Source organism: Pseudomonas salomonii (assembly GCF_900107155.1).
Lineage (GTDB): Bacteria > Pseudomonadota > Gammaproteobacteria > Pseudomonadales > Pseudomonadaceae > Aquipseudomonas > Aquipseudomonas salomonii.
On record NZ_FNOX01000004.1, the window covers coordinates 88,101 to 110,514 of the forward strand.

The 22,414-nt window shown below is 58.9% G+C and carries 21 protein-coding genes and 1 tRNA gene; 14 read left to right on the forward strand and 8 right to left on the reverse strand.

The annotated features are described in order from the left end of the window. Positions 1-5 precede the first annotated feature (5 nt). The 11 genes from BLV67_RS10450 to BLV67_RS10500 all read left to right on the forward strand — a co-directional run bounded on the left by BLV67_RS10450 (position 6) and on the right by BLV67_RS10500 (position 11,519). On the forward strand, positions 6-2,357 hold the full coding sequence (locus BLV67_RS10450; protein ID WP_069786741.1) for a phage tail tape measure protein: 2,352 nt from the start codon (positions 6-8) through the stop codon (positions 2,355-2,357). Then, positions 2,354-2,671, forward strand: a complete 318-nt coding sequence (locus BLV67_RS10455) for a DUF2590 family protein (RefSeq protein WP_069786742.1) — start codon at positions 2,354-2,356, stop codon at positions 2,669-2,671. Before BLV67_RS10450 ends, BLV67_RS10455 begins: the two co-directional genes overlap by 4 nt. Further along, positions 2,668-3,840, forward strand: a complete 1,173-nt coding sequence (locus BLV67_RS10460) for a baseplate J/gp47 family protein (RefSeq protein ID WP_069786743.1) — start codon at positions 2,668-2,670, stop codon at positions 3,838-3,840. Before BLV67_RS10455 ends, BLV67_RS10460 begins: the two co-directional genes overlap by 4 nt. Beyond that, complete coding sequence (locus BLV67_RS10465) at positions 3,837-4,361, forward strand: phage tail protein (RefSeq protein WP_069786744.1); 525 nt, start codon at positions 3,837-3,839, stop codon at positions 4,359-4,361. The genes BLV67_RS10460 and BLV67_RS10465 overlap by 4 nt, the downstream gene beginning before the upstream one ends. 10 nt (positions 4,362-4,371) lie before the next feature. Continuing rightward, positions 4,372-6,714, forward strand: coding sequence for a phage tail-collar fiber domain-containing protein (locus BLV67_RS10470; RefSeq protein WP_069786745.1), 2,343 nt, complete (start codon positions 4,372-4,374; stop codon positions 6,712-6,714). Then, the gene (locus BLV67_RS10475) at positions 6,711-7,214 is read left to right on the forward strand and encodes a hypothetical protein (protein WP_244160712.1); all 504 of its coding nucleotides are present in this window, start codon (positions 6,711-6,713) and stop codon (positions 7,212-7,214) included. Before BLV67_RS10470 ends, BLV67_RS10475 begins: the two co-directional genes overlap by 4 nt. Beyond that, positions 7,204-8,133 carry a hypothetical protein gene (locus tag BLV67_RS10480; protein WP_069786746.1) on the forward strand — a complete coding sequence of 310 codons (930 nt, stop codon included), beginning with the start codon at positions 7,204-7,206 and terminating at the stop codon, positions 8,131-8,133. Before BLV67_RS10475 ends, BLV67_RS10480 begins: the two co-directional genes overlap by 11 nt. Next, entirely contained in the window at positions 8,130-8,684 is a 555-nt protein-coding gene (locus BLV67_RS10485) for a baseplate complex protein (protein ID WP_069786747.1), read from the forward strand. Before BLV67_RS10480 ends, BLV67_RS10485 begins: the two co-directional genes overlap by 4 nt. Next, complete coding sequence (locus BLV67_RS10490) at positions 8,681-9,385, forward strand: hypothetical protein (RefSeq protein ID WP_069786748.1); 705 nt, start codon at positions 8,681-8,683, stop codon at positions 9,383-9,385. Before BLV67_RS10485 ends, BLV67_RS10490 begins: the two co-directional genes overlap by 4 nt. After that, entirely contained in the window at positions 9,358-10,329 is a 972-nt protein-coding gene (locus tag BLV67_RS10495) for a hypothetical protein (protein WP_069786749.1), read from the forward strand. The genes BLV67_RS10490 and BLV67_RS10495 overlap by 28 nt, the downstream gene beginning before the upstream one ends. 92 nt (positions 10,330-10,421) lie before the next feature. After that, entirely contained in the window at positions 10,422-11,519 is a 1,098-nt protein-coding gene (locus BLV67_RS10500; RefSeq protein ID WP_069786750.1) for an acyltransferase family protein, read from the forward strand. A 46-nt stretch (positions 11,520-11,565) separates the two neighbouring features. Here the strand turns inward: BLV67_RS10500 and BLV67_RS33330 are convergent, their stop codons facing one another. From BLV67_RS33330 to BLV67_RS10520, 3 genes are all read right to left on the reverse strand, one after another. Then, entirely contained in the window at positions 11,566-11,862 is a 297-nt protein-coding gene (locus tag BLV67_RS33330; protein WP_074854461.1) for a hypothetical protein, read from the reverse strand. A 1,350-nt stretch (positions 11,863-13,212) separates the two neighbouring features. Further along, positions 13,213-13,288 (reverse strand) — tRNA-Thr (locus BLV67_RS10515). A gap of 127 nt (positions 13,289-13,415) precedes the next feature. After that, complete coding sequence (locus tag BLV67_RS10520; RefSeq protein ID WP_017138663.1) at positions 13,416-13,649, reverse strand: DUF2790 domain-containing protein; 234 nt, start codon at positions 13,647-13,649, stop codon at positions 13,416-13,418. A gap of 412 nt (positions 13,650-14,061) precedes the next feature. Here BLV67_RS10520 and bcsQ (BLV67_RS10525) point away from each other — a divergent pair, with 412 nt between their 5' ends. Next, the gene (bcsQ, locus tag BLV67_RS10525) at positions 14,062-14,940 is read left to right on the forward strand and encodes a cellulose biosynthesis protein BcsQ (protein WP_244160713.1); all 879 of its coding nucleotides are present in this window, start codon (positions 14,062-14,064) and stop codon (positions 14,938-14,940) included. A 167-nt stretch (positions 14,941-15,107) separates the two neighbouring features. Next, on the forward strand, positions 15,108-16,007 hold the full coding sequence (gene bcsQ, locus BLV67_RS10530) for a cellulose biosynthesis protein BcsQ (RefSeq protein WP_069786752.1): 900 nt from the start codon (positions 15,108-15,110) through the stop codon (positions 16,005-16,007). 241 nt (positions 16,008-16,248) lie between these two features. Here bcsQ (BLV67_RS10530) and BLV67_RS10535 read toward each other — a convergent pair whose 3' ends face one another. The 5 genes from BLV67_RS10535 to BLV67_RS10555 all read right to left on the reverse strand — a co-directional run bounded on the left by BLV67_RS10535 (position 16,249) and on the right by BLV67_RS10555 (position 20,457). Beyond that, positions 16,249-17,436, reverse strand: coding sequence for a methyltransferase (locus BLV67_RS10535; protein ID WP_069786753.1), 1,188 nt, complete (start codon positions 17,434-17,436; stop codon positions 16,249-16,251). Beyond that, on the reverse strand, positions 17,417-18,106 hold the full coding sequence (locus BLV67_RS10540) for an ABC transporter permease (protein WP_058422651.1): 690 nt from the start codon (positions 18,104-18,106) through the stop codon (positions 17,417-17,419). The genes BLV67_RS10535 and BLV67_RS10540 overlap by 20 nt, the downstream gene beginning before the upstream one ends. A gap of 38 nt (positions 18,107-18,144) precedes the next feature. Continuing rightward, positions 18,145-18,840: an ABC transporter permease gene (locus BLV67_RS10545; RefSeq protein ID WP_069786754.1), complete on the reverse strand. Its 696-nt coding sequence runs from the start codon at positions 18,838-18,840 to the stop codon at positions 18,145-18,147. 77 nt (positions 18,841-18,917) lie between these two features. Next, entirely contained in the window at positions 18,918-19,670 is a 753-nt protein-coding gene (locus BLV67_RS10550; protein ID WP_065930815.1) for an ABC transporter substrate-binding protein, read from the reverse strand. 13 nt (positions 19,671-19,683) lie between these two features. Then, positions 19,684-20,457, reverse strand: a complete 774-nt coding sequence (locus BLV67_RS10555; protein ID WP_017138656.1) for an ABC transporter ATP-binding protein — start codon at positions 20,455-20,457, stop codon at positions 19,684-19,686. A 554-nt stretch (positions 20,458-21,011) separates the two neighbouring features. Here BLV67_RS10555 and gabP point away from each other — a divergent pair. Beyond that, positions 21,012-22,403: a GABA permease gene (gene gabP / locus BLV67_RS10560; RefSeq protein WP_056860683.1), complete on the forward strand. Its 1,392-nt coding sequence runs from the start codon at positions 21,012-21,014 to the stop codon at positions 22,401-22,403. Positions 22,404-22,414: the final 11 nt, after the last annotated feature.

A 22,414-nucleotide genomic window follows, 5' to 3' on the forward strand; every position in this document is an offset into this window, starting at 1 on the left:
GACTGATGGCTGACAAAAGCGCCCGCCTGGCCTTCATTTTGAGCCTGACCGACAAGGTCACCGCCCCGCTGGGCAAGGTCAAAATGGGCTTTTCTGACCTGGCCGAACAGGGCCAGAAGAACATCACCCAGATGGGCCTTGGCCTGGCCGGGATGGTGGGCGCCGGCGTGGCTATCACCCAGTCACTGGAACCGGCCCTGGATATGAACCGCGCCCTGGGCGAAGTCCGATCGCTGAACGTGGCCGAAGACGCGCTGAACTCGCTTAATCGCAAATCCCTGGAGTTTTCCGTGGCCTACGGCGAGAACGCCCGGGATTTTGTGGCCTCGGCGTATCAGGTCGAGGGCGCCATTAAAGGAATGGTCGGCAGCCAGTTGGCGACCTTCACCAATGCCAGCAACGTGTTGGCCAAGGCCACAAAGTCCGATGCGGCCACCATGGGCACCTACGTCGGCACGATGTACAACCTGTTCAAAGGCCAGGCCGACGCCATGGGGAAGGGCCAGTGGGTCGAGACCTTGGCGGGCCAGACGGCCACGGCCGTGCAGTTGTTCCGCACCAGTGGCGAGCAGATCGGCGAGGCGTTCAAGGCTGCCGGTGGCTTGGCCAGCACCGCCGGCGTGAGCCTGGCCGAGCAAATGGCCGTGCTGGGTACGCTGGGCAGCACCATGGATGGCGGGGAGGCTGGCGGCCTCTACAAGTCGTTCTTTGAGAACGTCAGCGGGGCTTCTGAAAAGCTCGGCATGAAGTTCGTGGACCAGCAGGGCAAGTTGCTGCCGATGCTGGACATCCTGGACAAGCTCAAGGGCAAGTTCGGGGATCTGTCGATCGAGGCGAACGGTAAGAAGCTGCGTGATGCTTTCGGCGGCGAGGCGGCGCGCCTGATCACCACATTGATGGGCGACACCGGCCGCTTGAAAAACGGCATGGAACAACTGGGAAATGTGCGCGGCCTGGAAAACGCCGAGCGCATGGCTAAGGCCATGGTGGACCCGTGGCAACAGTTCGGCGCCGCCGTGCAGGCGTTGCGTATTGCCTTTGGCCAGTCATTGATCCCGATCCTGGCGCCGTTGATGGACCGCCTGGTGGCGATCGCCGGCACGCTAACCCGCTGGACGCAGTTGTTCCCAAACATCACCCGCATGGTCGGCATCGCTACGTTGGCAGTGTTCGGGATCATCGCCGTCATGTCGCTGCTGACGCTGACTGTGGGCATGTCGAAAATGGTCTGGCTCGGGGCTGTCGTGGTGTGGAACGCCTTGACCTGGTCCGGCTATCGCAGTATCGCCATGTTCCTCTACCACACCGTCATGGTGACCGGATTCGTGGCCGGCCTGGTGCTGATGGTCGCCTGGATGGGCTTGGTCAAGGGCGCGATGCTGTTGTGGCAGGGCGCGATCTGGCTGGTCAACACCGCGTTACTGGCCAACCCGGTGATCTGGATTGTGGTCGGCATCGTTGCCCTGGTCGCGGCCGTGGCGGCGGTGATCGTCTATTGGGACCAGTGGACAAGCGCTCTACTCAACAGTGAGGCGTTCAAGTGGGTCAGTGCTCAACTGACCGCACTGTCGGACTGGTTCGATTCGATGGGCGGCTGGTCGGGGATGGCCAGCGCCGCCTGGGACGGCATCGTCAACATCTTCAAGAGCGCTATCAACGGCCTGATCGCGATGTTGAACAAGATCCCGGGCGTACAGATCGATGCGGCCTTTGGTGACATGCCGGCAGCGCCGGAGCTGCCCACCATCAGCGCGCCGCAAGTCGAAGCGCCATTGCTGCCTCAACTGGTGAGCGCCCCCCAGCAGCCGATCCAGGCACCGCCCCTGGTGCTGGCTCCCACGCCGAAAGCACCGGCGCCGGTGATGCCAACGCTCGAAGCACTGCAACCCCCAGCACAGGCGCCGGCATTGGTTTTGGCGACCGCGCCCAAAGCACCTGCCTTGCCGATGGCCACGCCTGCAGCCTTGCAGCCGCCGGCACCGGCGGCACAAGCCCAGATGCCCCGGGAAGTGCCTCGCGCCTTGCCGACTTTGGTGGCGGCACCGCCCGTTAAATCGCCGGCGCCGATCGGCCCGCAGTTGACCGTCCCGCAGCCGCTGCAGGCGCCACCCCTGGTCACCGCTCCTGCACCAACCGAGAAGGCCGAACAGAGCCAGCAGCGCATCAATGGATCGGTATCAAGTCTATCGCCCAAACGGCCTGACGCCGTGCCCCGTGGCGGCTTCCTGGCCAGCATCCAGAACAACAATCAAACCCAGAACAAGGGCACGCATGTGGAGAACGTCAACATTCACACCGCCAAGCAAATGAACCCGCTGGAGCTGGAAGGCATGTTGGCCATGGCGGTGGGCGGATGAGCGAATACATCGACCTGTTGATCATGGACAACGACCTGGTCCTGGACCCCTCGCGTCAGCCTGTGCTGATTGAGGACCGGGCCAGCATCGCCCAGGACATCGCGCACATGATCCGTGAGAGCGGCTTGCTGGTCACGTTGGTGGCCGAGCGTAGCCGTCTGCGTCAGCGCGACTGCATCCAACAAATGGAGCTGCTGGTAGAGGCCGATGCGCGCCTGGTACCGGGTACGGCGCTGATTAAACAAGTGGAGTCTGGCCATTACCTGGTCACGGCGAAAACGCTGAAATTTGGCGACATCGAGGTGACGTTGTGAGCGACGTAGATTTTAAACAGGCACTGGCAGACAGCGGCATTCCGGTAACAGAGGACGGCTTGCGCAAGGCCTGGGAAAAGGAAGTCGCCGAGCAAGGTAGCAAGCTGAGCAACACCAGCGCCTACTCGCCGTTCTGGCGCCTGATCACCGCGCTGGTCACCAAGCCAGTGATGTGGCTGATCAACTTTGTCAGCGGCACCGTGCTGCCCAACTTCTTTGTGAAAACAGCCGTGGGCAAGTGGCTGGACATGCTGGCCTGGGCGGTCAACGTCGAGCGCAAAGGGGCGACCAAGGCCAAAGGCGTGCTGCTGTTTACCCGCGATGTCGCCGGCGGCGCGCTGGAGCTGCCCGCCGGCGTCCTGGTGCAATCGGCCGCGATCAACGGCCATATTTACCAGTTGATCACCACCCAGGCCGTGACTTTTGCGGATGGCGTGCTGCAGTTGGAAGTCCCGGTAGAAGCCCAGGAGGTGGGCAGCGGTTACAACCTGGCGCCGGGTTACTACGCCATTTTGCCCGTGCCCATTGCCGGCATTGCCCAGGTGGTGAACGCGGACGGCTGGCTGATTGCACCAGGTGCAGATCCTGAGCCGGACGACCAGCTGCGTTTGCGCACGCGCAACCAGTTCTCGGCGGTCAACCAGTGGCACACAGACTCCGTGTACCGCGCCATGATCTCTGCGTTCCCAGGCGTACGGCCGGACGGCGTGTATTTCCTGCACGGCGCGCCACGTGGCCCGGGTAGCGCCAATGCCTATGTGCTGTTTGATGCGGACGTGCCGGCGGCGACTTACCTGGAGCAAATCAACGGGCATATCCGCGACCAGGGCAACCATGGCCACGGTGATGACCTGTTGGTGATGGTCATGCCGGAGACCCAGCACGCGCTGAGCCTCACCTGGTGGCCACGACCATTGCTGACCGTCGAGCAGCGCGACAAGCTGCAGGCGGAAGTGGAACAGTTCATCCGTGCGGCCTTTCGAGAGAGCGGTACTGGTGACTATCAGCCGACGCTGACCTATCCCCAGTCGCGGTTTTCGTTCAGCCGCTTGGGCGAAGAACTTCACCAGCAGTTCGCTGGCATCGAGTCGTTGCATTTTGACAATGCCGACATCGTGTCAGAGCTGACCATCCCCAGGATCAAAAACCTGCAGGTGGTGGCGGCATGATCAAGCTCAATTTGCCTTTCTGGCTGGACGGCCCGCAGTTGGCCAAGTTGAAAGCCGCCGCCCAGTCCTGGTGGGAAAAGGTCGAAGGTTGGCTGCAGTGGCCGCTCCTGCAGATGGACGCCGACACCTGCCACCTGACCGTCCTCGATTTGCTGGCCTGGCAGCGCGACATCAGCCGTTTCAAAGACGAACCCGAAAGCCTTTACCGCTTACGGGTGAAGTTCGCCTTCATCAACGCAGTCGACGCCGGCAGCACGGCCGGACTCAAACGCATCCTGCAGCGCCTGGGCGTGGGGTATGTGGAGATCAACGAGCGGTTACCCGATCGGGACTGGGACGTGGTGCTGCTGCGCCTCTCCGACTCCCAGCTGTCGCAAAACCCTGAGCTGATGCGCGTGCTGATTCAGCAGTATGGCCGCACCTGCCGGCGGTATGACTTCGTGACCATCACCCCCGTATCACTGCGCATCGTCGCGGTGGACTTCAACGACGACCAGCAAACGCTGGTCGCCAGCCTGTAGGAGCCCCCCAATGGGAGCCAGCATTACCCTTGCAGGTGAAAGCCTGATCGCGCAGAAACTTGGCGCACAACAAACACTGAGCGTTGCCCGATTTATTCTGGCCAATGTGCCCGGGCTTGATCCCAACGCCGCCGTGGATCGCAAAGCGGGCAAGCCGTTGCCGGCGCATATCGTTGGCACGTATGAAGTTACCCAGTCCGGCTTCGTCAACCCGAACCAGGTGGTCTACAGCCTGATGCTCGGTAGCGATGTTGGGGACTTTGACTTCAACTGGATCGGCCTTGAAACGAGCGAGAACGCTTTGCTGGCCGTGGCGTATTTGCCGGTACAGCAAAAGCGCCGGAACATTCCGCCGCTCCAACTGGGCAACAACGTAACGCGTAACTTCCTGGTGGTGTTCGACGGCGCCCAGGCGCTGACCGGGATCAAGATCGATGCCAGCACCTGGCAGCATGACTTCACTGTGCGCCTGATCGGCATGGATGAGCGTGAGCGTCTGAGCAATCGCGATGTTTACGGGCGTGCATGCTTTCAGAGCGGCGCTTTCGAGCTGGAAAAGGTCGGTGATGATTATCGCCTCAAACCCGGCATAGCCTATGTGGAAGGCATCCGACTGGAACGCAAAAGCGTGCAGGGCGTTGTTGTTCCTTCGATTCCCAACACCGCCTGGCTCGATGTCAGCCTGCAGCGCGAACTGAGCGATGTAGTCGGCACGTACCAGGTTGTTTTCGGTGCGGGTAAGCAGGACTACGCCGACAGCGCCGGCGTGCGGCACTACGTTGTGCCGCTGGCTGACTTGCCCACCACCAGCGTGGTCAATGACCTGCGAGCCGTGGAGCCGATCGCCGGCGAGCTGATCAAGCACCTGGCCGCCCGGACAGGCGATTATCCTGGCTTGCGTGCACGATCCACGACCAAGGATGACGTGGGCTTGGATCAGATCCCCAACGCCATCAGCAATGATCCAGCTGCGGATGACCCTTGGGTTCTCGCCACCACCCGGATGGTGCAGGCCGTCCGAGCCAACCTGTATGCCGGTATCAAAGCGTTGATAGACGGCACTACCGCAGCGGGTAAAGCCGTAAAGCTGGCCACGGCGCGCACGTTCAAGTTCAGCGGCGCGGCCACCGGTAGCGCGACGTTTGACGGTTCTGCAGACGCGGAGATCGCGCTGACGTTGGCCGACACCGGTGTGACGCCTGGCCCGTATACAAAGGTGGCGGTCAACGCCAAGGGACTTGTGTTCGCGGGTTCTAATCCGACGACTTTGGGCGGTTACGGCATTACGGACAGCTATACCAAAACCGAAGTAATGAACGGATTCGTCAAGCAGGGCGGGGGTATTGGCCAGACCTTTAACAGGGTCTGGATCGGCTGGTCAGCCATTGGACTGAAGGCAACGGTTGATGAACTGGATTTGGGACGAATTTGGACCGAGTACAGTTTCAATCCCAACACCAAAGCCGATAAAGCGAATTCGCTTGCAGGCTATGGCATTAAGGATGCCTACACAATTGATCAAGCAAACCAGCAGATCAATTACAGAGTAATTCGTGACTCGATCACCTACGCCGGATTCGCAGGCAATGATGCGAACTTGCCTTATTTTCGACGAGAGTCAGATAATCAAGTTTACTATCTCCAACCAAGATTGGGCTTCACACCCATACAACAAGGCACCGGGGTTGGCCAATCAACCAATACGGTGAAAATCGGTTGGGCGCCCAATGTCGGACTCAAGTTGACTGTGGATACATCCGATCAGGGGACGTTTTGGTACTCAGGTAACTTTAACCCCGACGAAAAAGCCAATAAGGGTACGTCGCTGGCGGCTTACGGCATTACAAATGCCTACACCATAGAGCAAACCAATCAGCAACTTTTGCTACGAACGGTGGGCGACTCAGTCTCGACGGTAGGGTTTGCCAGTGGGAATCCGATTTACCCGTACTTTCGCCATAAAGAAAATGGGCAGGTTTACTACCTACAAACACAGATTGGTTTTACGCCTGTGGAGCAGGGTGGCGGCGCGGGCCAAGCGCCTAACAAAATTAAATATGGCTGGGATAATCAGGGCCGTGGCATGCGTACCCAAGTTGATAGCTCAGACATGGGGCTTCAATGGGGGGAGATGAACTTCTATCGCCCCGATGGCAACAATTTCATGCCTGTCGGAGTGACCGGTACATCAGTGCAACTTCCAGCTGGCGGATCGTGGTGCTATTCGCTCATGCATTACTACGTGGGTGGTCAGGGTGTAGTGGGCAAAAGTGGCCACGCACCTGGTGGCACTGTAATTTCTTTTAGTGGCGGAGCGACTATTTACGGCTTCGCTTGGAGGTACGCACCGTGATTCTTGAAAAAGCGTTGGAAGTTGAAACGGTAATTGCGCCCGTCGATGAAAGTCCAAAGGGTGAACCAGGTGAAGTCCTGGTGGCATTTAGCGATGTGTCGGTGAAGACAGATAAAACCTTTGTGGTGACTGTAGCGGGCAACCGTTGCCATGTTACTCAGGACTACAACAAGCCTTTGTATCAGGCTGTTCGTGCCTACCTGGATAAGGGCGGAAAATTTACAAAATACGCAGAAGACGTTTTTGTCGAATCAGATCCGCTTGTACTTGCACGGCTTTGGGCTGAGTCGAGTTTGCAAACATCGGAAACGCTCGTTGCTCAATACCGAGACGCCCGCGACCTGGGCGAGACCCCTTCGATTACTTCGGAGCAGTTTGCAGCTCTGCTGACGTGGCGCCAGGCCGTGAGGGAATGGCCGAAAGCCGCGCAGTACCCGGCGGAATCGAGCCGTCCCGATAAGCCCGAATGGCTGGACGCGGTGCTACAAAATGACGAGTGATTGGGCGCCGGTGACCATGCGTTGGCCTGACCAGGCCACGCAGTGGATGGGGCAACTGTCGGAGGCACAGGGCCTGGCCGGTGGCGAGCTGGTCAGCACAGCCAAGCGTCTGGCCGACCTCAGCGGTAAAACCGCTACCAGCCCGGGGCCGGTGGGTTACGCCGCCCAGGGCGTGATCGAGGCGGGCCGTGCGGCGCTGGCGGATCAAATGGGCGAAGCCCCGGCGTGTTTGGTGGTGACGCCGTTTCAAAGCGGCATTGGTCAGGGCCGCGGCTACCAGCGCTTCCTGTCTGCACCGAACTTGCTGCAGCAGCTGGCCGGCAAACTGGTGGACGTGAGCGACACCGGCCGGCCAGACGGTCCGCAGTTCGCCGTGTGCCTGATGTTCCTGGCTACACGCTTTGATCAGATGGCCGCGAGCCTGGCGCGCTTCAATGCGTTGTTGCCGATGCCTGACCTGGTGCGAGCGGAACGCCGTGCGCGGCACCTATCAAAACTGGAAATGGAAAAGTGGGAGATCCCCGCCGCCGGCACCCTGCCGCGTTGGCAGGCGCTGCCTCTGGAGCGCTGCACCGTAGTCAAGGCCGCGCAGCAATCCATGGCCGGCCAGCTCGCCGTTCTGGAGGGTTACGCCGCTGACAGTTCGCCCATGGCAGACCTTGCCGCCTTGGCCAGCCGCAAGGCCGCTCAACAGCAGGGCCGTGACCAGCAACTGGCCGACCTGAAAACCCTACTGGCCGAGGGCAACCTAGACAGCAGCATGCGCGCGCGCCTGATCGGGCCGGGTAACGCCACCGAGCTACGCAAGGCGCTGTTGGCCGGTGATGCCCCAGGACACGAGTGGGTGCTGTGTGCCGGCGCACTGTTGGTGGGTTCTGAAAAGGGCTTGAGCTTCGTGCGTGAGCTGGTGGGCCTATGACGCTGTTACTCGACGGGCAGGAGGTGCGCGGGAAGAACCTCAAGGTCACCGGCAATCTACGGATCGAGAGCGACGATCTGTCGGGCCAGACCAGCAACACCGACAAGGGACACAAGGGCTTCAAGCCCAAGACCCTGACCGTCAGCCTGATGATTCCGTTTGTTGACCAAGTGCAATTGCGCGACCTGATGCGCCTGGTGGAAGCCACCGAAGGCGGGGGCCAGCTCAAGACTTACCGCATCGTCAACGACACCGCCGCCGCGTTCGGTATGCGCCAGGTGACGTTCACCGAAGGCGTTAGCGCCCGTGAGGATGACAACCTGCGCGGCTGGCTGATTCAGTTCACCCTGGCTGAAAAACTGTCGAACCCGGAGAAAGTCGAGGGTCGGCGATCGGGCAACGCAGTCACCGCACAGTCCGGCCCAGGCGGGGCAGTTGGTGGCACTGGCGGCACCGGTGGCGACTCCAGCGACGGATCCGAGGAACTCACCGGTTTCGAAGCGACGCTGAAAAAGGTGGACGGCTGGCTGGGCGGGAGTGACAAGGCATGAAGCTGCACAAGGAATTGGCCATCAACGGCGTGCCCTATGTCCTGGTCAAAAATGAAGTCCGGCTGGACGCAAAAAGCCCCGGCCGGGCGACGTTCACCATCCAGGCCAAAGCGCCGGTCAAGGGGCTGGTAACGCTCGATATCGGCTACAACGGCAGCACGCTGCAGCGACACTTCATCGGCTACGTCGAGCGCTCCACCACGGCCAGCAGCGGCCAGCAGGTGCTGTTCTGCCGTGAGCTGGCCGCGATCTTGGCAAACCCGTTGCCGCTGAACCTCCGGCATGTCGACCTGCGCGCCGTCCTGGCCGAAGTCAGCCAGCACACGGGCCTGCGCTTTCGTGTTCCGCATCAGCCTTACGCCGGCGTCAAAGCACCATTTTTCTACAGCCTGGCTGCTGGCTATCAAGCGATGGACAGCCTGGCCCGGGTTTTCGATATCCCTGACTTCATCTGGCAGCAGCAGGGCGACGGAGAGGTATTCGTAGGCAGTTGGGCCGACAGCTTCTTCGGCGTCCGTTCGCCGCTACAGCTGCCGGTCGAGCTGTTCGACGACTACCAGGGCAACCAAAGCGCAATGATTGCAGCCCTTCCCGGGTTGCGACCAGGCGCAACGATCAACCACGGCGAGCGCATCACCAGTGTGGCGCTCATCGACAACCAGATGGCCATCCGATGGACGACGCAATTCGCCGCAGCGTAGAACGACAATTTCCTGAACTCACCGGCGGTTACCACCTGCCACGCTTTGCCCGGGTTGTCGCCGTGGCGGACGCCCCGGCCGGCGCCGGCATCTGTGACGACTTCCGCCCGCGCTATGCCGTCGACATCGAGGTCATGGGGCCAGACGGCGAGCCAGATACCAAACTGCCGATCCTGGCCGGCGTGCCGCTGCCGTTGCCCACTGGCGGCGAAGAGATGGGCATCTATGCATTCCCGGAGGAGGGCACCCAGGTGGTGGTGTGCTTTGCCTACGGCTTGCCGCACAAGCCCTATATCCAAACGATCCTGCCGCACGGCTTGAGCATGCCCAGCGTGCCGAAGGGCGACCAGGTGTGGCAGCACAGTGAAGCCTGCCAGCAGCGTGTCGACGCGGACGGCAACTGGCTGCGCCAGACTGACGGCAAGATCCGGGACAAGGCGATCGAGCGGGAAGTGGAGGCGATGGGGAACACAGAGACGTTCCAGAATCACACCAGGACAGTGGATGACCATTCCACCGAGTCAGTGGGTGGAATCAAGACGATCGAGGCGCTGGGCGCGCTCAAGCTGCTTTCAGGTGGATCTGCGAGTCTGGCGGCAGTGGATGACTTGCACCAGGCGACTGGGCGTGACTTCAACCTGGTGGTGGGGCAAAAGCACAACGCTACGGTAGGTGGCGATATGGCTGAGAGCATCGAGGGGCTACGCCGAAGCGTGGCGGCCGTCAGCCAGCGGCTGCAGGCGCCGAAAAGCTGGATCGGGTCCGAGAGCGTCAACTTGTTCCAAGTGGTCTGTGACACTCTCGATCTGCTGCAGCAAATGAACATGCAGTTAGCGGCACATACTCACGGACCGACACCGCCACCTGGTAACGCGGCTGCATTCTCGGCCAACGCCGCCACTGCCACTCAAATGGCGGGGAATCTAAAGCCCGTCACGCTATAGCGACAGATGCCCCAATCGTGTTGCTTGCAACTGCACCAAGCTTCTACCAAGATGCGCGCCCGGAAAAGCACTAGCGTAAAGGACAAAACACTGTGCATAAGATTTCGTCACTACAGGCGGCCAGAGGACTGGCCGCACTTGCAGTAATCGCGTTTCACTCGATATTCATCAATGCAAAATACGTTACTGGTGCCACTTGGCTTCCTGATATGTTCGTATTCGGGCAAACCGGTGTAGATCTGTTTTTTGTTATAAGCGGCTTCGTTATGGTTCTGGCGTCGGCAAGTAAGTTTGGTTTCCGTGGAGAGGTTTATAATTTTCTCAAAGGCCGCTTCTTGCGCATATATCCGGTCTATTGGATATACTTTTTCGCTGTTTTGTTGGTGTTCTTGCTAAAGCCCGGAATGGTCAATAGTTCTCAGGGTGGCGAAGTAAATATTGTAAATTCCTTTCTGCTGTTGCCCGACGCGAACTTACCACTCGTGATGGTCGCTTGGTCACTTATTCATGAGGTTTGGTTTTACCTGGTGTTTGCGTTCATTCTGCTGCTGCCACGTCGATTGGTACCGTTGGCATTCGTCGTCTGGCTCTGCGCTATCATTTCCGTATCTGTGCTTTACACCGGTTCGGTTAACCCCTATCTACGGGTTATTAAACATGAATTTTCTGTCGAGTTCATCCTCGGCGCGCTTGCCGGTATCTTCTACTTGAAAGTGACTGGTGGTTCATTTAAGACACGGTTGCCTAGTGCCCTACTAGGCGGGCTCGGTCTCTGTCTGGTGGCCTATGAGATGCTGTGGGGGGCAATAGATGGGGCGGATGTAATTCAATCTATTTCTTTAGAGCGAGCGCTTATAGTTGGTGGCGGCTACATGCTGATATTGCTGGCATTAGCTCTCCGAGAGTTTGAGTCTCAATGGGAGGTGCCCGGATTTCTTAAGTCTCTAGGTGATATGTCCTATTCGCTTTACCTTTCGCATATCCTCACGCTAAGTGTATGTGGTCGACTTTGGATTGCGTTCGGAAGTGCTGAGGGTGGGCTTGTCGCATCTGCGATTTTCTGGGCCCTATCCTTGCCTGTAGTCATTGTTGTTGGATATGTAAGTTATAGATTTGTAGAGTGTCCGCTAACTAAGTACCTTTCCCAGCTCGGGAAAAATCGTACGAGTAGCCAACAAGTAGCCAACTAAATATCGGCCGGACCTTATTCCCTATAAGGTCCGGTTGATCGAAATTTCATTCCTGTCGACACCACCAAGATTGTGCGTAAGCACACCCATCTACGTATTCAATACCGCTCAAAACAAACCCAGTGGGAGCCATTCCCGACAGCGTTGCATCGAGCAAACACGGCAGCGGGGCAGGCTCCAGCGGCCATCCCGCGGATATTGTTGCGATATTCGAACTACGACCCAGTTCTTCGCTGATTCCAGCATTGACCCTAACGTCCCCTCTGATCGCAGGATACTGCCGCCTCTCAAGCGCAGTCAGCGCAACACCTTTGCAGCGCATGGGGGTAATCAGCATGTGCATTGCAATGCCCTCCTATTCGCCACAGGGTTCGTCTAAGAGGGCTTCAACGGCGTATGCCAAGGCGCCATCGGCCTGTTCCAGAAAATCGCTTAGCTCGTAGCGGTCAATTGATCCCGCTCGGTGTAGCGCGTGTGCTTCCTGGATCAAAGCCTTGTGATGTGTTGCTGGATGTCGCAACAGCTCAGCCTGATCCTGCAGTAGCGCGAGCCAGGCGGCTTTGGTGGGGGCTGGGGAATTTGGGTAGGTGTCCATCGCTGACGCCTCAATAATACTGTATATGCAGACAGTATAGAGGCGTGTCATTAGGCATACGTGAGAGATCCGACGGAATGCGACGACTAAGCGTACGAAAACTGCCCTGACAGAAAAAATCTGCTTGAAAAAGCACTTATCCCCCTCCCGCCGACGGGGTTTGTGTCCTTTTTTTGTGCAAAGTCGGAAGTAGTGCAAACGAAGCTGCAGACCAAGCGGGCCGTGGGGCTCTGCAGGCGATCGGCAATTTCACAGATTGCAAAGTTTGGAAGAGAAGTGCAGTGCAGTTGCACAGCGGTGCAGCAGGCTGTCACGAACAGCGCAAGTCTGAAGGCCCCGGTTTCATTGGAGGCGAGTTTTGAAAACGTTTGAATTCGGTAGTTTTCGAAAACGTGAGCGGTCTTTTTCAGATGATAACTGCCTATGAGCGCGGAAGGGTAAATTCCGATACAGCCCTTGTTTTTCGGGGGCTGCAGCCATTTTGGGCCATTTCAATTGAGCGCACTGCGTTGGACGCGGATCGGCGGTTACTGGATGTCCACCATACCTGCGAGAAAATGCTGGCAAGATGATAGCGATTCTCAGCTATAGGGTGGGCATTTCAAAAAGAGTGATAAAGGCAATATCGGATAGAAACTGGGCTAGAGGCCACGGTTTTACTGGGGTTCTGATATTACATCGAGAAGTGATATGAAGTGATATGAAAAGTAATATTTTGGCCAAACCCCCGGTTTCATTGGGTTTCGTTCCTTCGGAATATCACCTTATAAAAGAGTAATACAATTACTTCTATATCACGTAAATATCACTTTCCCCGAATACCGCTCAAAGCCTTGTAATGCGTGGGTTTCAGCCTGATTCCAAGAGCGATATTACCTTTATCACTCTTTTTGCAAGCCCCCACACATTTTAGAAACTCCGTCCTAGCATCGCCCCCGTCATCAGTGGCGCGCTGCAGTGTGCGACGACGTGTTGCCGCTGAGGCGATCCGACGAGTGGGAGCCAGGCCAGGAAGGCCGTGGGAGTGGCTTATTACGTCGCTTGTTACGTCTAGCGCAAAAAACAAGGGCCTGCATCGCTGCAAGCCCTTGATTTGATTGGTGCCGGCACCAGGAGTCGAACCCGGGACCTACTGATTACAAGTCAGTTGCTCTACCAACTGAGCTATACCGGCGTGTTAGGGCGACGATTATAGCGATTGCCAAGCTTCTGTAAACCCCTGAATTCTGACTATTTTTGCAGATACCAAGGTTTTTTTACGCTCGCTGCTTTTTCCTACCCTCGACAGCCTCAAATCCGACTCAATTGCCGTCGCCACACTGGTCCGTAAATTTCATGTACGCCAACACCTGCGTATCGCCTTTAGAGTCCAGATAGGTCATGCGCGCGTTCACCACGCCGCATCCCGAACGTGTGTCTTCGGTGGTCGACAGTACGCGCTGGATATCCGGCTTATGACTTGCCTCGGCATGGGCGGTGAAGGTCAAGCCAAGCAGGCTGGCGGCGATTAGGGTTTTCCAGTTATTGGTGTTCATGGTGATGGCCTCGCAGGTGCGATGGTGGGGTGAGGCCATTGAATGCCTGGGAGGTATCCGGGCTGTGTCGCGCAGGGCGGGTTTTGTTTCGTTGTGTATGGCGTGTGAATCTGTGTACTTGTTGATACGAGCGGCGAGCTTGCATTGGTTAAAAAACACACAGTGATCGCCTAGTGCATTGTTTTATAGAGGTATATCACCTGGCAGAAGAAGAGCCATAAAAATGGCGCCATGCCGCTCATCTGAAAGGTTTTGGATACAAACACCAGAATACTGACACCATCACTGTGATATCACACAATGCGGCCCAGTTATTCATTGGTCCAACAGGGAGGAGCAGCCGGTGGGGCGTGCAGATCACATCACTAAGCTATACGCCGCGCTGGCTGAGCCTTGTTTGCGGGAGTCGCAGGTGGCGGTGCCTTTTCAGCAGTTGCTGGATCAGCTGAATCAGGGCGCCGCGCCCTATCGTCATGAGGCGGTAGAGGGGCCGCATGGCGTGGTGTATACGGATGCGGTGGCACCCAAGGTCGTGGTGGTGGTTTCCGCCACTGGCGGTGTGGGGCGCAGCACGTTGGCGGCTGCGCTTGCCAGTGGTTTGCAGCGCCAGGGCCACCCGGCGCTGGCGTTGGAGCTGGACCCGCAAAACGCGCTGCGCCATCACTTGTGCCCAGGCTTTGATGTGCCCGGTCTGGGCAGCACCAGCCTGCTTAATCAAACCTGGCAGGCGTTGCCCAAGCGCGGGTTTGCCGGCTGCCAGCTGGTGACTTTTGGCGAGACCGATGCCGTGCAGCAGCAAAGCCTTAATCGCTGGCTCGGCCAGGACCAGGCATTTCTCGCCAAGCACTTGGCCGGGTTGGGGCTCAATGCGAGTGACACGGTGGTGATCGATGTGCCGGCGGGTAATACGGTGTACTTGAGCCAGGCGCTGTCGGTGGCCGATGTGGTGCTGGTGGTGGTGCAGCCGGACGCCGCTTCGTTTCGCCGTCTGGCCAAGATGGACGAGCTGCTCGCGCCGTACCTTGCGGGGGCGGCGCCACCCCTGCGGTTTTACGTGATCAACCAGGTCGACGCTGGCCAGTCTTTTAGCCAGGACATGGCCGGAGTGTTCAAGCTGCGCCTGGGCGATGCCGTACTCGGCACCGTCCAGCGTGACGTTTCGGTCAGTGAGGCGCAGGCCTACGGGCGCGACCCGTTTGACCCTGCGTTAAATAGCGGCGGCTCCCAGGATGTGAGTGCATTATGCCGGGCGCTGAGCGTTCGGATGCATCTGTCGAGCAATGGCCATTAAATTGACCAATTACCGCTTGTCTAAAAAATGATCAGCAAAAACAGCAAAATAATGACACTTTCCCGCGTCTGTCACAGAATGCGTCACTAAGACGCCCATAATAAGACCTGCGGTAAGTGCCTGCTTGCCGACCTTCACGTCTTTAGCTGCGTCGTGAGGAGCTGCCTATGAGCCTTAGCGAAGAGCTGTTGACGTTGTTCGGCAAGAACGTCAGCCATGATGCCAACGGTATTAATGCACGCATGCACTTTTTTGGCAGTGTGCCCGCAAACGAAAACACCCTTCCCCAATCGACTCATCTCGTAGCGCTGTGCCCCAAAGTGGTGGCGTTGGTCTCGATCAATGGCGGTGTCGGCCGCAGCACCCTGGCCACGGCGTTGAGCAGCGGTTTGCAGCGCCATGGCGAGTCAGTGGTGGCGCTGGACCTGGACCCGCAGAATGCCCTGCACCATCACTTTGGCGTCAGTGGCACCTTGCCGGGCATCGGCCGTACCAGCCTGGAGCATGGGCAGTGGAGCCCGCTGCAGCAGCTTGGCTTTGCCGGTTGCCAGGTCATTACCTTTGGCGATATCGACATCGAGCAACAGGAAAACCTCGAGCGTTGGCTTAAGCACGAACCCAGCTGGTTGGCGCAGCGCCTGGCGGCGCTGGGTTTGAGCGAGCGGCAGACGGTGATCATCGATACGCCCGCCGGTAACAACGTGTACTTCCATCAAGCGCTGAGCGTGGCCGATGTGGTGCTGGTTATTGCCCAGGCGGATGCCGCGTGCCTGGGCACCCTTGATCATCTGGATGGATTGCTCGCGCCGCACCTGGAGGGTGAACGCCCGCCGGTAGTGCATGTGGTGGTCAACCAAGTGGATGAGAACAGCGCCTTCAGCCTGGACATGCTGGAAGCGTTCAAACAGCGCCTGGGCAAAGCGCCGCTGGAGGTGCACCGCGATATGGCGATCAACGAAGCGTTGGCGTTTGCGGCCGACCCGTTGGACAACGCCACAAAGCGGCTGGCCGGCGACGATATCAACGAGATCTGCCGCGTGCTGAAGGCACCTAAAACAACTGCATAAATCGCGCTTTATGCACTTGGCGCCAAATGCTTATGCACAATCGGTTGGTTGCGCCTGTCACGAAACAGCCACTTTGTGGAGCCGTTCTCAACACGCTGCAACTGCCTGTTTTGTGTGCGTTTTATTTTATGAACAAAAAATGACCAGGGTGGGTTTTGGTCTGTAGCGCTGATAGCTACAGGCTCTGTAAAGAATTCATCAACAGAGTTATCCACAGGGCGCGTGTAGGAAGTTTCGCCCCTTAATCGCGCTCCGCCAGCACCATCAAGTTGCGCGGCGTTAGCGTGGGTTCGCAGAAGGTGCCTATCTCAACCTTGTAGCCCTGTTCTTTCAAGAACAGCGCCCTATCCAACACCAGCCACAGCTCAAGCGGCCGCCGAAACAATCCTCTGACCAACTCCAGGTTGCGCACCTCGGCCAAGCGTCGCCAGCCGTGTGCTTCCAGCGCCGCCCAATCCTGTTCACCTGTGGATAAATTCTTGAGGCGGGCCAGTTCCTGGCAGTAATCAGCGAAGGGCTTATCCAGCCAGCTGGCGGGCAGCGATGGCGTGGGCAGGTACTCATCGCCGCCACGCAGTTGGCGTTGCAACTGGTCGAAACCCAGGCGCCGGGCCATGGACGTGTCCCGGTGCTGGCGCACGCGATTGCCGGCGGTGACGGTTTCGCTCAGCGGTAACCCCAGGTCATCGATTGAAAGCTGTAGTTGCGAGGCACGCCCGGCGCTCGACAAGGCGTGATAGCGCTCGGCGCCGATGCGGTTATAGCAGCAAGGTGCCAGCGCCAGGCGTTTGCAGCCCGCCGCACTGGCCACGTGCAACAGCCGCACATGCAGATCGCCGCAGGCATGCAAGGCGACGGGCGTGTGGTCTGCACTGATCGCCACATCGGCCATCACGTCTTGCAGGCGATGGGTCACGGCCAGGCTGTGATGGTCGCTCAAGGCCTGGCCCGAGGCGATCAGCGCCGGGTCGTATTCAAGGCAGGTCAGTTGTTGGCCGGGTTGCAGCAAGCGGCGGCCGAGGTGGCCTTTGCCGGCGCACCAGTCCAGCCAATGCAGGGGTGTTGCAGCAAAATTCAGCGCGGCGCCGAACGCCTCGATTTGCTGCCATTTGCGCCCGGGCACATCCACGTTCAGGCGATGGCGGGCAGGCTCCAGGGTGTGTGCGGGTAACTTATCCACAGCGCTGAGCTGCGCGGCCTGAAAAGCCAGCTGTGGAAAAGGCGCGGGCGCCGGCAGGTCATACGGGTGGTTGTGACAGGTTTCGGCATCGGCCAGCGAGCGCTGGCGCAGCCATTGGGCCAGCTCGGGGTGCTGGTGTTCCCAAGGTAAGTGCAGGTGCGTAAAGGGCCGTGGTCGCCACAGCCCTTGGTGCTCGATTAAAAACGCATCCAGCGCCGCGAAGCGCGCTTCAACGTCCCTGGCAAGCATCGACGCGCAGCCAGCGTTCGAGCAGTTTGAAACCCCGCACCAGGATGTAGGCCATCAGCAGGTAGAACAGCCCCGCCGCGAAGAAGATCTCCACAGGTAAATAGGTGCGGGCGATGATGGTGCGCGCCATGCCGGTCAGTTCCAGCAGGGTGACGGTGCTGGCCAGGGCGCTGGCCTTAAGCATCAGGATCACTTCGTTGCTGTACGCCGGCAGGCCGATGCGCGAGGCGCGCGGCAGGATGATGTAGAACAGCGTCTTGGGTTTGGACATGCCCAGGGCGCGCGCCGCTTCGATCTCACCCGGCGGGATGGCCTGGATCGCACCGCGCAGGATCTCGGCGATATACGCGGCGGTGTGCAAGGTCATGGTGGCCGTGGCGCACCAGAACGGATCGCGCAGGTAGGGCCACATAAAGCTGTTACGCACCGCATCGAACTGCGCCAGGCCGTAATAGACCAGGAACAACTGCACCAGCAGCGGCGTGCCACGGAAGAAGAAAATATAGGCGTAGGGCAGGGCGCTCACGTACCAGCGGCGCGAGGAGCGCGCGATACCCAGTGGAATCGCCAGCAGCAAACCGGCGATTACGGCGATGGCCACCAGTTCCAGGGTCAGGGTTGCGCCTTGGGCCAGTTTGGGCAGCCACTTGATGATCACGGCCCAGTTCAGGCCCAGGTCGAAGTGCGACAGCCAGCTGTAGTCACCGCTCATTGGGTGCTCCTTGCAAAGCCGCGGGCGGCGCGTTTTTCCAGGAAGTGCATGCCGGTCATGGCCAGCATAGTGAGGCCCAGGTACATAAAGGCCGCGACCATAAAGAAGGTGAACGGCTGCTTGGTCACGGTCACGCCGATCTGTGCGTGACGCATGATTTCTTCAAGGCCGATCACCGACACCAGCGCGGTGTCTTTCATCAGGATCATGAACAGGTTGCCCAGGCCCGGCAGGGCGATGCGCCACATCTGCGGCATGATCAAGCGGGTGAAAATCCGCACCTTCGACAGGCCCAGCGCCACACCGGCTTCGCGGTGGCCCTTGGGAATGGCGAGAATCGCGCCGCGAAACACTTCCGTGGCGTAGGCGCCAAAGCACAGGCCCAGGGCGATTACCCCGGCGGCAAAGGCACTGAGAGAAAGGTCAGGGTTACCCAAAAACTCGCCCAGGGCACGCATCAGGTTGACGGTGCCGAAATAAATCAGCAGCACCCACAACAGCTCGGGAATGCCACGAACGATGGTCGAGTAAGCACCGCCCAGCCATTGCAGCGGCTTGTACGGTGAAGTCTTGGCCAAGGCGCCGGCAAGGCCGAGCACCAGCCCCAGGCACAGGGCCGTGAGTGCCAGTTTGACGGTCATCAGCGCGCCAGCGGCAAGCGCCGGGCCGAATCCGTAGAGATCGAAATTCATGGTGTTTTCATATCGCGGCAGGCATTGCTGAAAGCCGGCGCGCTACTAGTAGAAGCGCGCCGGTCAGGCCGTTCAGATCATTCGATGCTGAACGGGAAGTACTTGTCGTTGATCTTCTTGTAGGTGCCGTCTGCCTTGATCTCTGCCAGGGCTTTGTTCAGGCGCTCGCGCAGCGGGTCGCCCTTGCGTACGGCGATACCGATCTTGTCGCTTTCTACCACCGGGTCGCCTTTGAATTCATAAGGCTTGCCGGCATCGCTCTTGAGCCATTCATACTGCACGTACTTGTCGGCCAGGATGCCGTCGAGGCGGCCGGAAGTCAGGTCGAGGTAGGCGTTTTCCTGGGTGTCGTAGAGGCTGGCCTTGGTGTCCGGCAGCTTGTCTTCCAGGTAAGTGCCGGCCAGCGTCGCGCGCTGTGCACCGATGGTCTTGCCCTTCAGGTAATCCGCGTCGGTCTTGAAGTCGGCTGTGGCTTTGGGTGCGATGAATTGCAGCTTGTTGGAGTAGTACGGGTCGGTAAAGTCCACAGCCTGCTTGCGTTCATCGGTGATCGACAGCGAAGAAATCAGGAAGTCGAACTTCTTGGCGTTCAGGGCCGGAATGATGCCGTCCCAGTCGGACACATACACGTCGCACTTCTCGACTTTCATCTTGGCGCACAGGGCGTCGCCGATGTCTTTGTCGAAGCCCACAACGTTGCCGCTGGCGTCTTTATTGTTGAAGGGCGGGTAGGCCGCTTCGATCCCCATGGTCAAGGTCTCTGCCATGGCCGTGGCGCTGAACGCCATCGAAACGGCCGCGGCCAGAAGGAATTTTTTATAGTTCTGCATGCATGTTGCTCCGTTAGCGGTTGCTGGACATGAATTGTTTGCAGCGCGCCGAAAGCGGGTTTTCAAACACCTGCTGTGGCGATCCTTGCTCTTCGACCAGGCCCTGGTGCAGGAACACCACTTCACTGGAAACCTGACGGGCAAAGCCCATTTCATGGGTGACCAGCAGCATGGTGCGGCCTTCTTCGGCCAGCGCGCGGATCACATTAAGTACTTCCTGGACCATTTCCGGGTCAAGCGCCGATGTCGGCTCGTCGAACAGGATGACCTTGGGTTGCATCGCCAGGGTGCGTGCGATGGCTGCGCGTTGTTGCTGGCCGCCGGACAGTTGCGCCGGGTACGCGTGGCGCTTGTCACTGATGCCGACCTTGGCCAGCAGGGCTTCGGCCACTTCTATCGCTTCGGCCTTGCTCTGGCCGAGCACGCGGCGGGGCGCCTCGATGATGTTGTCGAGGATGCTCATGTGCGGCCACAGGTTAAAGTTTTGAAACACAAAACCGATTTCGCTGCGCAGGCGGTTGATCTGTTTGCCGTCTGCCGCCATCAGCTCACCGTTTTTCGCGGCCTTGAGCTTGAGCTCTTCACCGGCCACCAGGATCTGGCCCTGATGGGGGTTTTCCAGCAGGTTGATGCAACGCAAAAAGGTGGACTTGCCGGAACCGGAGGAACCCAGGATCGAGATCACGTCGCCGTCGCGGGCGGTCAGCGAGATACCTTTAAGTACCTCCAGCTCACCATAGCGTTTATGCAAGTTGCGGATTTCAAGCGCGGGCGCGGCCTCAGCCATGTGCGGTCCTCATTGTGTTCAGTGCATTCTTGCTGTTGGGCCGCCTTCCTGGCGAGGCGCCAAGCTAGCATAGCGTTCGGATGGCAGCCAACAGCGCTGCGGACGGTTAACGGGTGGTCTGCGGCAGGGTGTCGCATCGGCACAGCAGTGTGTCGCGCTATCAACAACCTACAGACGTTTGAACCCGATAAATCCACAGGCTTCGCGTAAAAAAGGGCGCGATGGTGCCAGCTTTGGCCGGGTGTTGGAAGGGTTAACCGGGCAAACGGTCCTTATCAGCCCTTTTATGGAGCGTCACGTACTTTTTGTGTGTGTTTTTGGTGCGTATTTTCGTGTCGCAGTTGGGTCGCACGGTAACGCTATAGCGCAATGCCATAGTTCTCAACGACTTGCGTGAGCTAATGAATTGTCCTACAGCCCGCGTCAATCGCGGCTCTGTAATATTTTGGCGCAAATCTTGCGTAAAAAATAAAGAACGCCCCGTTGGTTTCTTTTCACGAGAAGGATCGCAGGCCGGGCGGACCGTTTTCGCAATTCCTCGCAAAGGTGTGTCAATGAGTAGTACGCAAAGCTCCAATGACCTCGAACAGGGGCTCAAACCGCGTCACGTCACCATGCTGTCGATTGCCGGCGTTATCGGTGCCGGTTTGTTTGTCGGCTCCGGCCACGCGATTGCAGCCGCCGGCCCCGCTGTACTGCTGGCGTACGCCGCTGCGGGCACGCTGGTGGTGTTGGTGATGCGCATGCTCGCCGAAATGGCCGTGGCCTCCCCGGACACCGGTTCGTTCTCCACCTATGCCGACCGTGCGATCGGTCACTGGGCCGGTTTCACCATCGGCTGGCTGTACTGGTGGTTCTGGGTGTTGGTGATTCCGCTGGAAGCCAACGCCGCCGCGACCATCCTGAATGCCTGGTTCCCCGATGTGGCGATCTGGGCGTTTACCCTGATCATCACCTTGCTGCTCACGGCCACCAACCTGTTCAGTGTGAAGAACTACGGTGAGTTCGAATTCTGGTTTGCGCTGATCAAAGTCGTGGCGATTGTGGCTTTTGTGATCCTTGGCCTCGCGGCGATTTTCGGCTTCCTGCCGACCAGCCAGGTCAGCGGTGTTTCGCACCTGTTCGACACCCAGGGCTTCATGCCTAACGGTATGGGCGCGGTATTGGCGGCAATTCTGACCACCATGTTCTCCTTTATGGGCACCGAGATCGTCACCATTGCAGCGGCCGAATCGAAGAACCCAGGCCAGCAAATCACCAAGGCCACCAACTCGGTGATCTGGCGGATTGGTTTGTTCTACCTGCTGTCGATCTTCATCGTGGTATCCCTGGTGCCATGGAACGATCCGACCCTGGCGGCGGTAGGTTCCTACCAGACTGTGCTTGAGCGCATGGGCATCCCGAATGCCAAGCTGATCGTCGACCTGGTGGTATTGGTTGCCGTGACCAGCTGCCTCAACTCGGCGCTCTACACCGCCTCGCGCATGCTGTTCTCCCTGGGCCGTCGCGGTGATGCACCGGCCGTGGCCAAGCGCACCAACAAAAGTGGTACGCCTTACTGGGCAGTGTTGCTGTCGACCGGCGCTGCGTTCCTGGCGGTATTCGCCAACTACGTGGCCCCGGCTGCAGTGTTCGAATTCCTGCTGGCCAGCTCCGGCGCCATTGCGCTGCTGGTGTACCTGGTGATCGCCGTGTCGCAACTGCGCATGCGCCAGAAACGCACGGCAGCGGGCGAGAAGATTGTGTTCAAGATGTGGCTGTTCCCGGGCCTGACCTATGCGGTGATGGTGTTCATCGTCGGCACGTTGACCATCATGCTGTTCCAGGAAGCCCACCGCGTCGAGATCATCGCGACCGGCATTCTGAGCTTGCTGGTGGTGTTGGCTGGGCTGTTTGTGGCGAGCCGTCGCAAGGCGCAGAAGGTAGGCGCTGCGGTGCTCAATTGACGTGATGAACT

Excerpts from the sequence above, each read along its gene's own strand:
- BLV67_RS10450 (WP_069786741.1), top strand. The coding sequence starts at position 6 with ATGGCTGACAAAAGCGCCCGCCTGGCCTTCATTTTGAGCCTGACCGAC.
- BLV67_RS10455 (WP_069786742.1), top strand. The coding sequence starts at position 2,354 with ATGAGCGAATACATCGACCTGTTGATCATGGACAACGACCTGGTCCTG.
- BLV67_RS10465 (WP_069786744.1), top strand. The coding sequence starts at position 3,837 with ATGATCAAGCTCAATTTGCCTTTCTGGCTGGACGGCCCGCAGTTGGCC.
- BLV67_RS10470 (WP_069786745.1), top strand. The coding sequence starts at position 4,372 with ATGGGAGCCAGCATTACCCTTGCAGGTGAAAGCCTGATCGCGCAGAAA.
- BLV67_RS10480 (WP_069786746.1), top strand. The coding sequence starts at position 7,204 with ATGACGAGTGATTGGGCGCCGGTGACCATGCGTTGGCCTGACCAGGCC.
- BLV67_RS10485 (WP_069786747.1), top strand. The coding sequence starts at position 8,130 with ATGACGCTGTTACTCGACGGGCAGGAGGTGCGCGGGAAGAACCTCAAG.
- BLV67_RS10490 (WP_069786748.1), top strand. The coding sequence starts at position 8,681 with ATGAAGCTGCACAAGGAATTGGCCATCAACGGCGTGCCCTATGTCCTG.
- BLV67_RS10495 (WP_069786749.1), top strand. The coding sequence starts at position 9,358 with ATGGACGACGCAATTCGCCGCAGCGTAGAACGACAATTTCCTGAACTC.
- BLV67_RS33330 (WP_074854461.1), bottom strand. The coding sequence starts at position 11,862 with ATGCACATGCTGATTACCCCCATGCGCTGCAAAGGTGTTGCGCTGACT.
- BLV67_RS10520 (WP_017138663.1), bottom strand. The coding sequence starts at position 13,649 with ATGAACACCAATAACTGGAAAACCCTAATCGCCGCCAGCCTGCTTGGC.
- bcsQ (WP_069786752.1), top strand. The coding sequence starts at position 15,108 with ATGAGCCTTAGCGAAGAGCTGTTGACGTTGTTCGGCAAGAACGTCAGC.
- BLV67_RS10535 (WP_069786753.1), bottom strand. The coding sequence starts at position 17,436 with ATGCTTGCCAGGGACGTTGAAGCGCGCTTCGCGGCGCTGGATGCGTTT.
- BLV67_RS10545 (WP_069786754.1), bottom strand. The coding sequence starts at position 18,840 with ATGAATTTCGATCTCTACGGATTCGGCCCGGCGCTTGCCGCTGGCGCG.
- BLV67_RS10550 (WP_065930815.1), bottom strand. The coding sequence starts at position 19,670 with ATGCAGAACTATAAAAAATTCCTTCTGGCCGCGGCCGTTTCGATGGCG.
- BLV67_RS10555 (WP_017138656.1), bottom strand. The coding sequence starts at position 20,457 with ATGGCTGAGGCCGCGCCCGCGCTTGAAATCCGCAACTTGCATAAACGC.
- gabP (WP_056860683.1), top strand. The coding sequence starts at position 21,012 with ATGAGTAGTACGCAAAGCTCCAATGACCTCGAACAGGGGCTCAAACCG.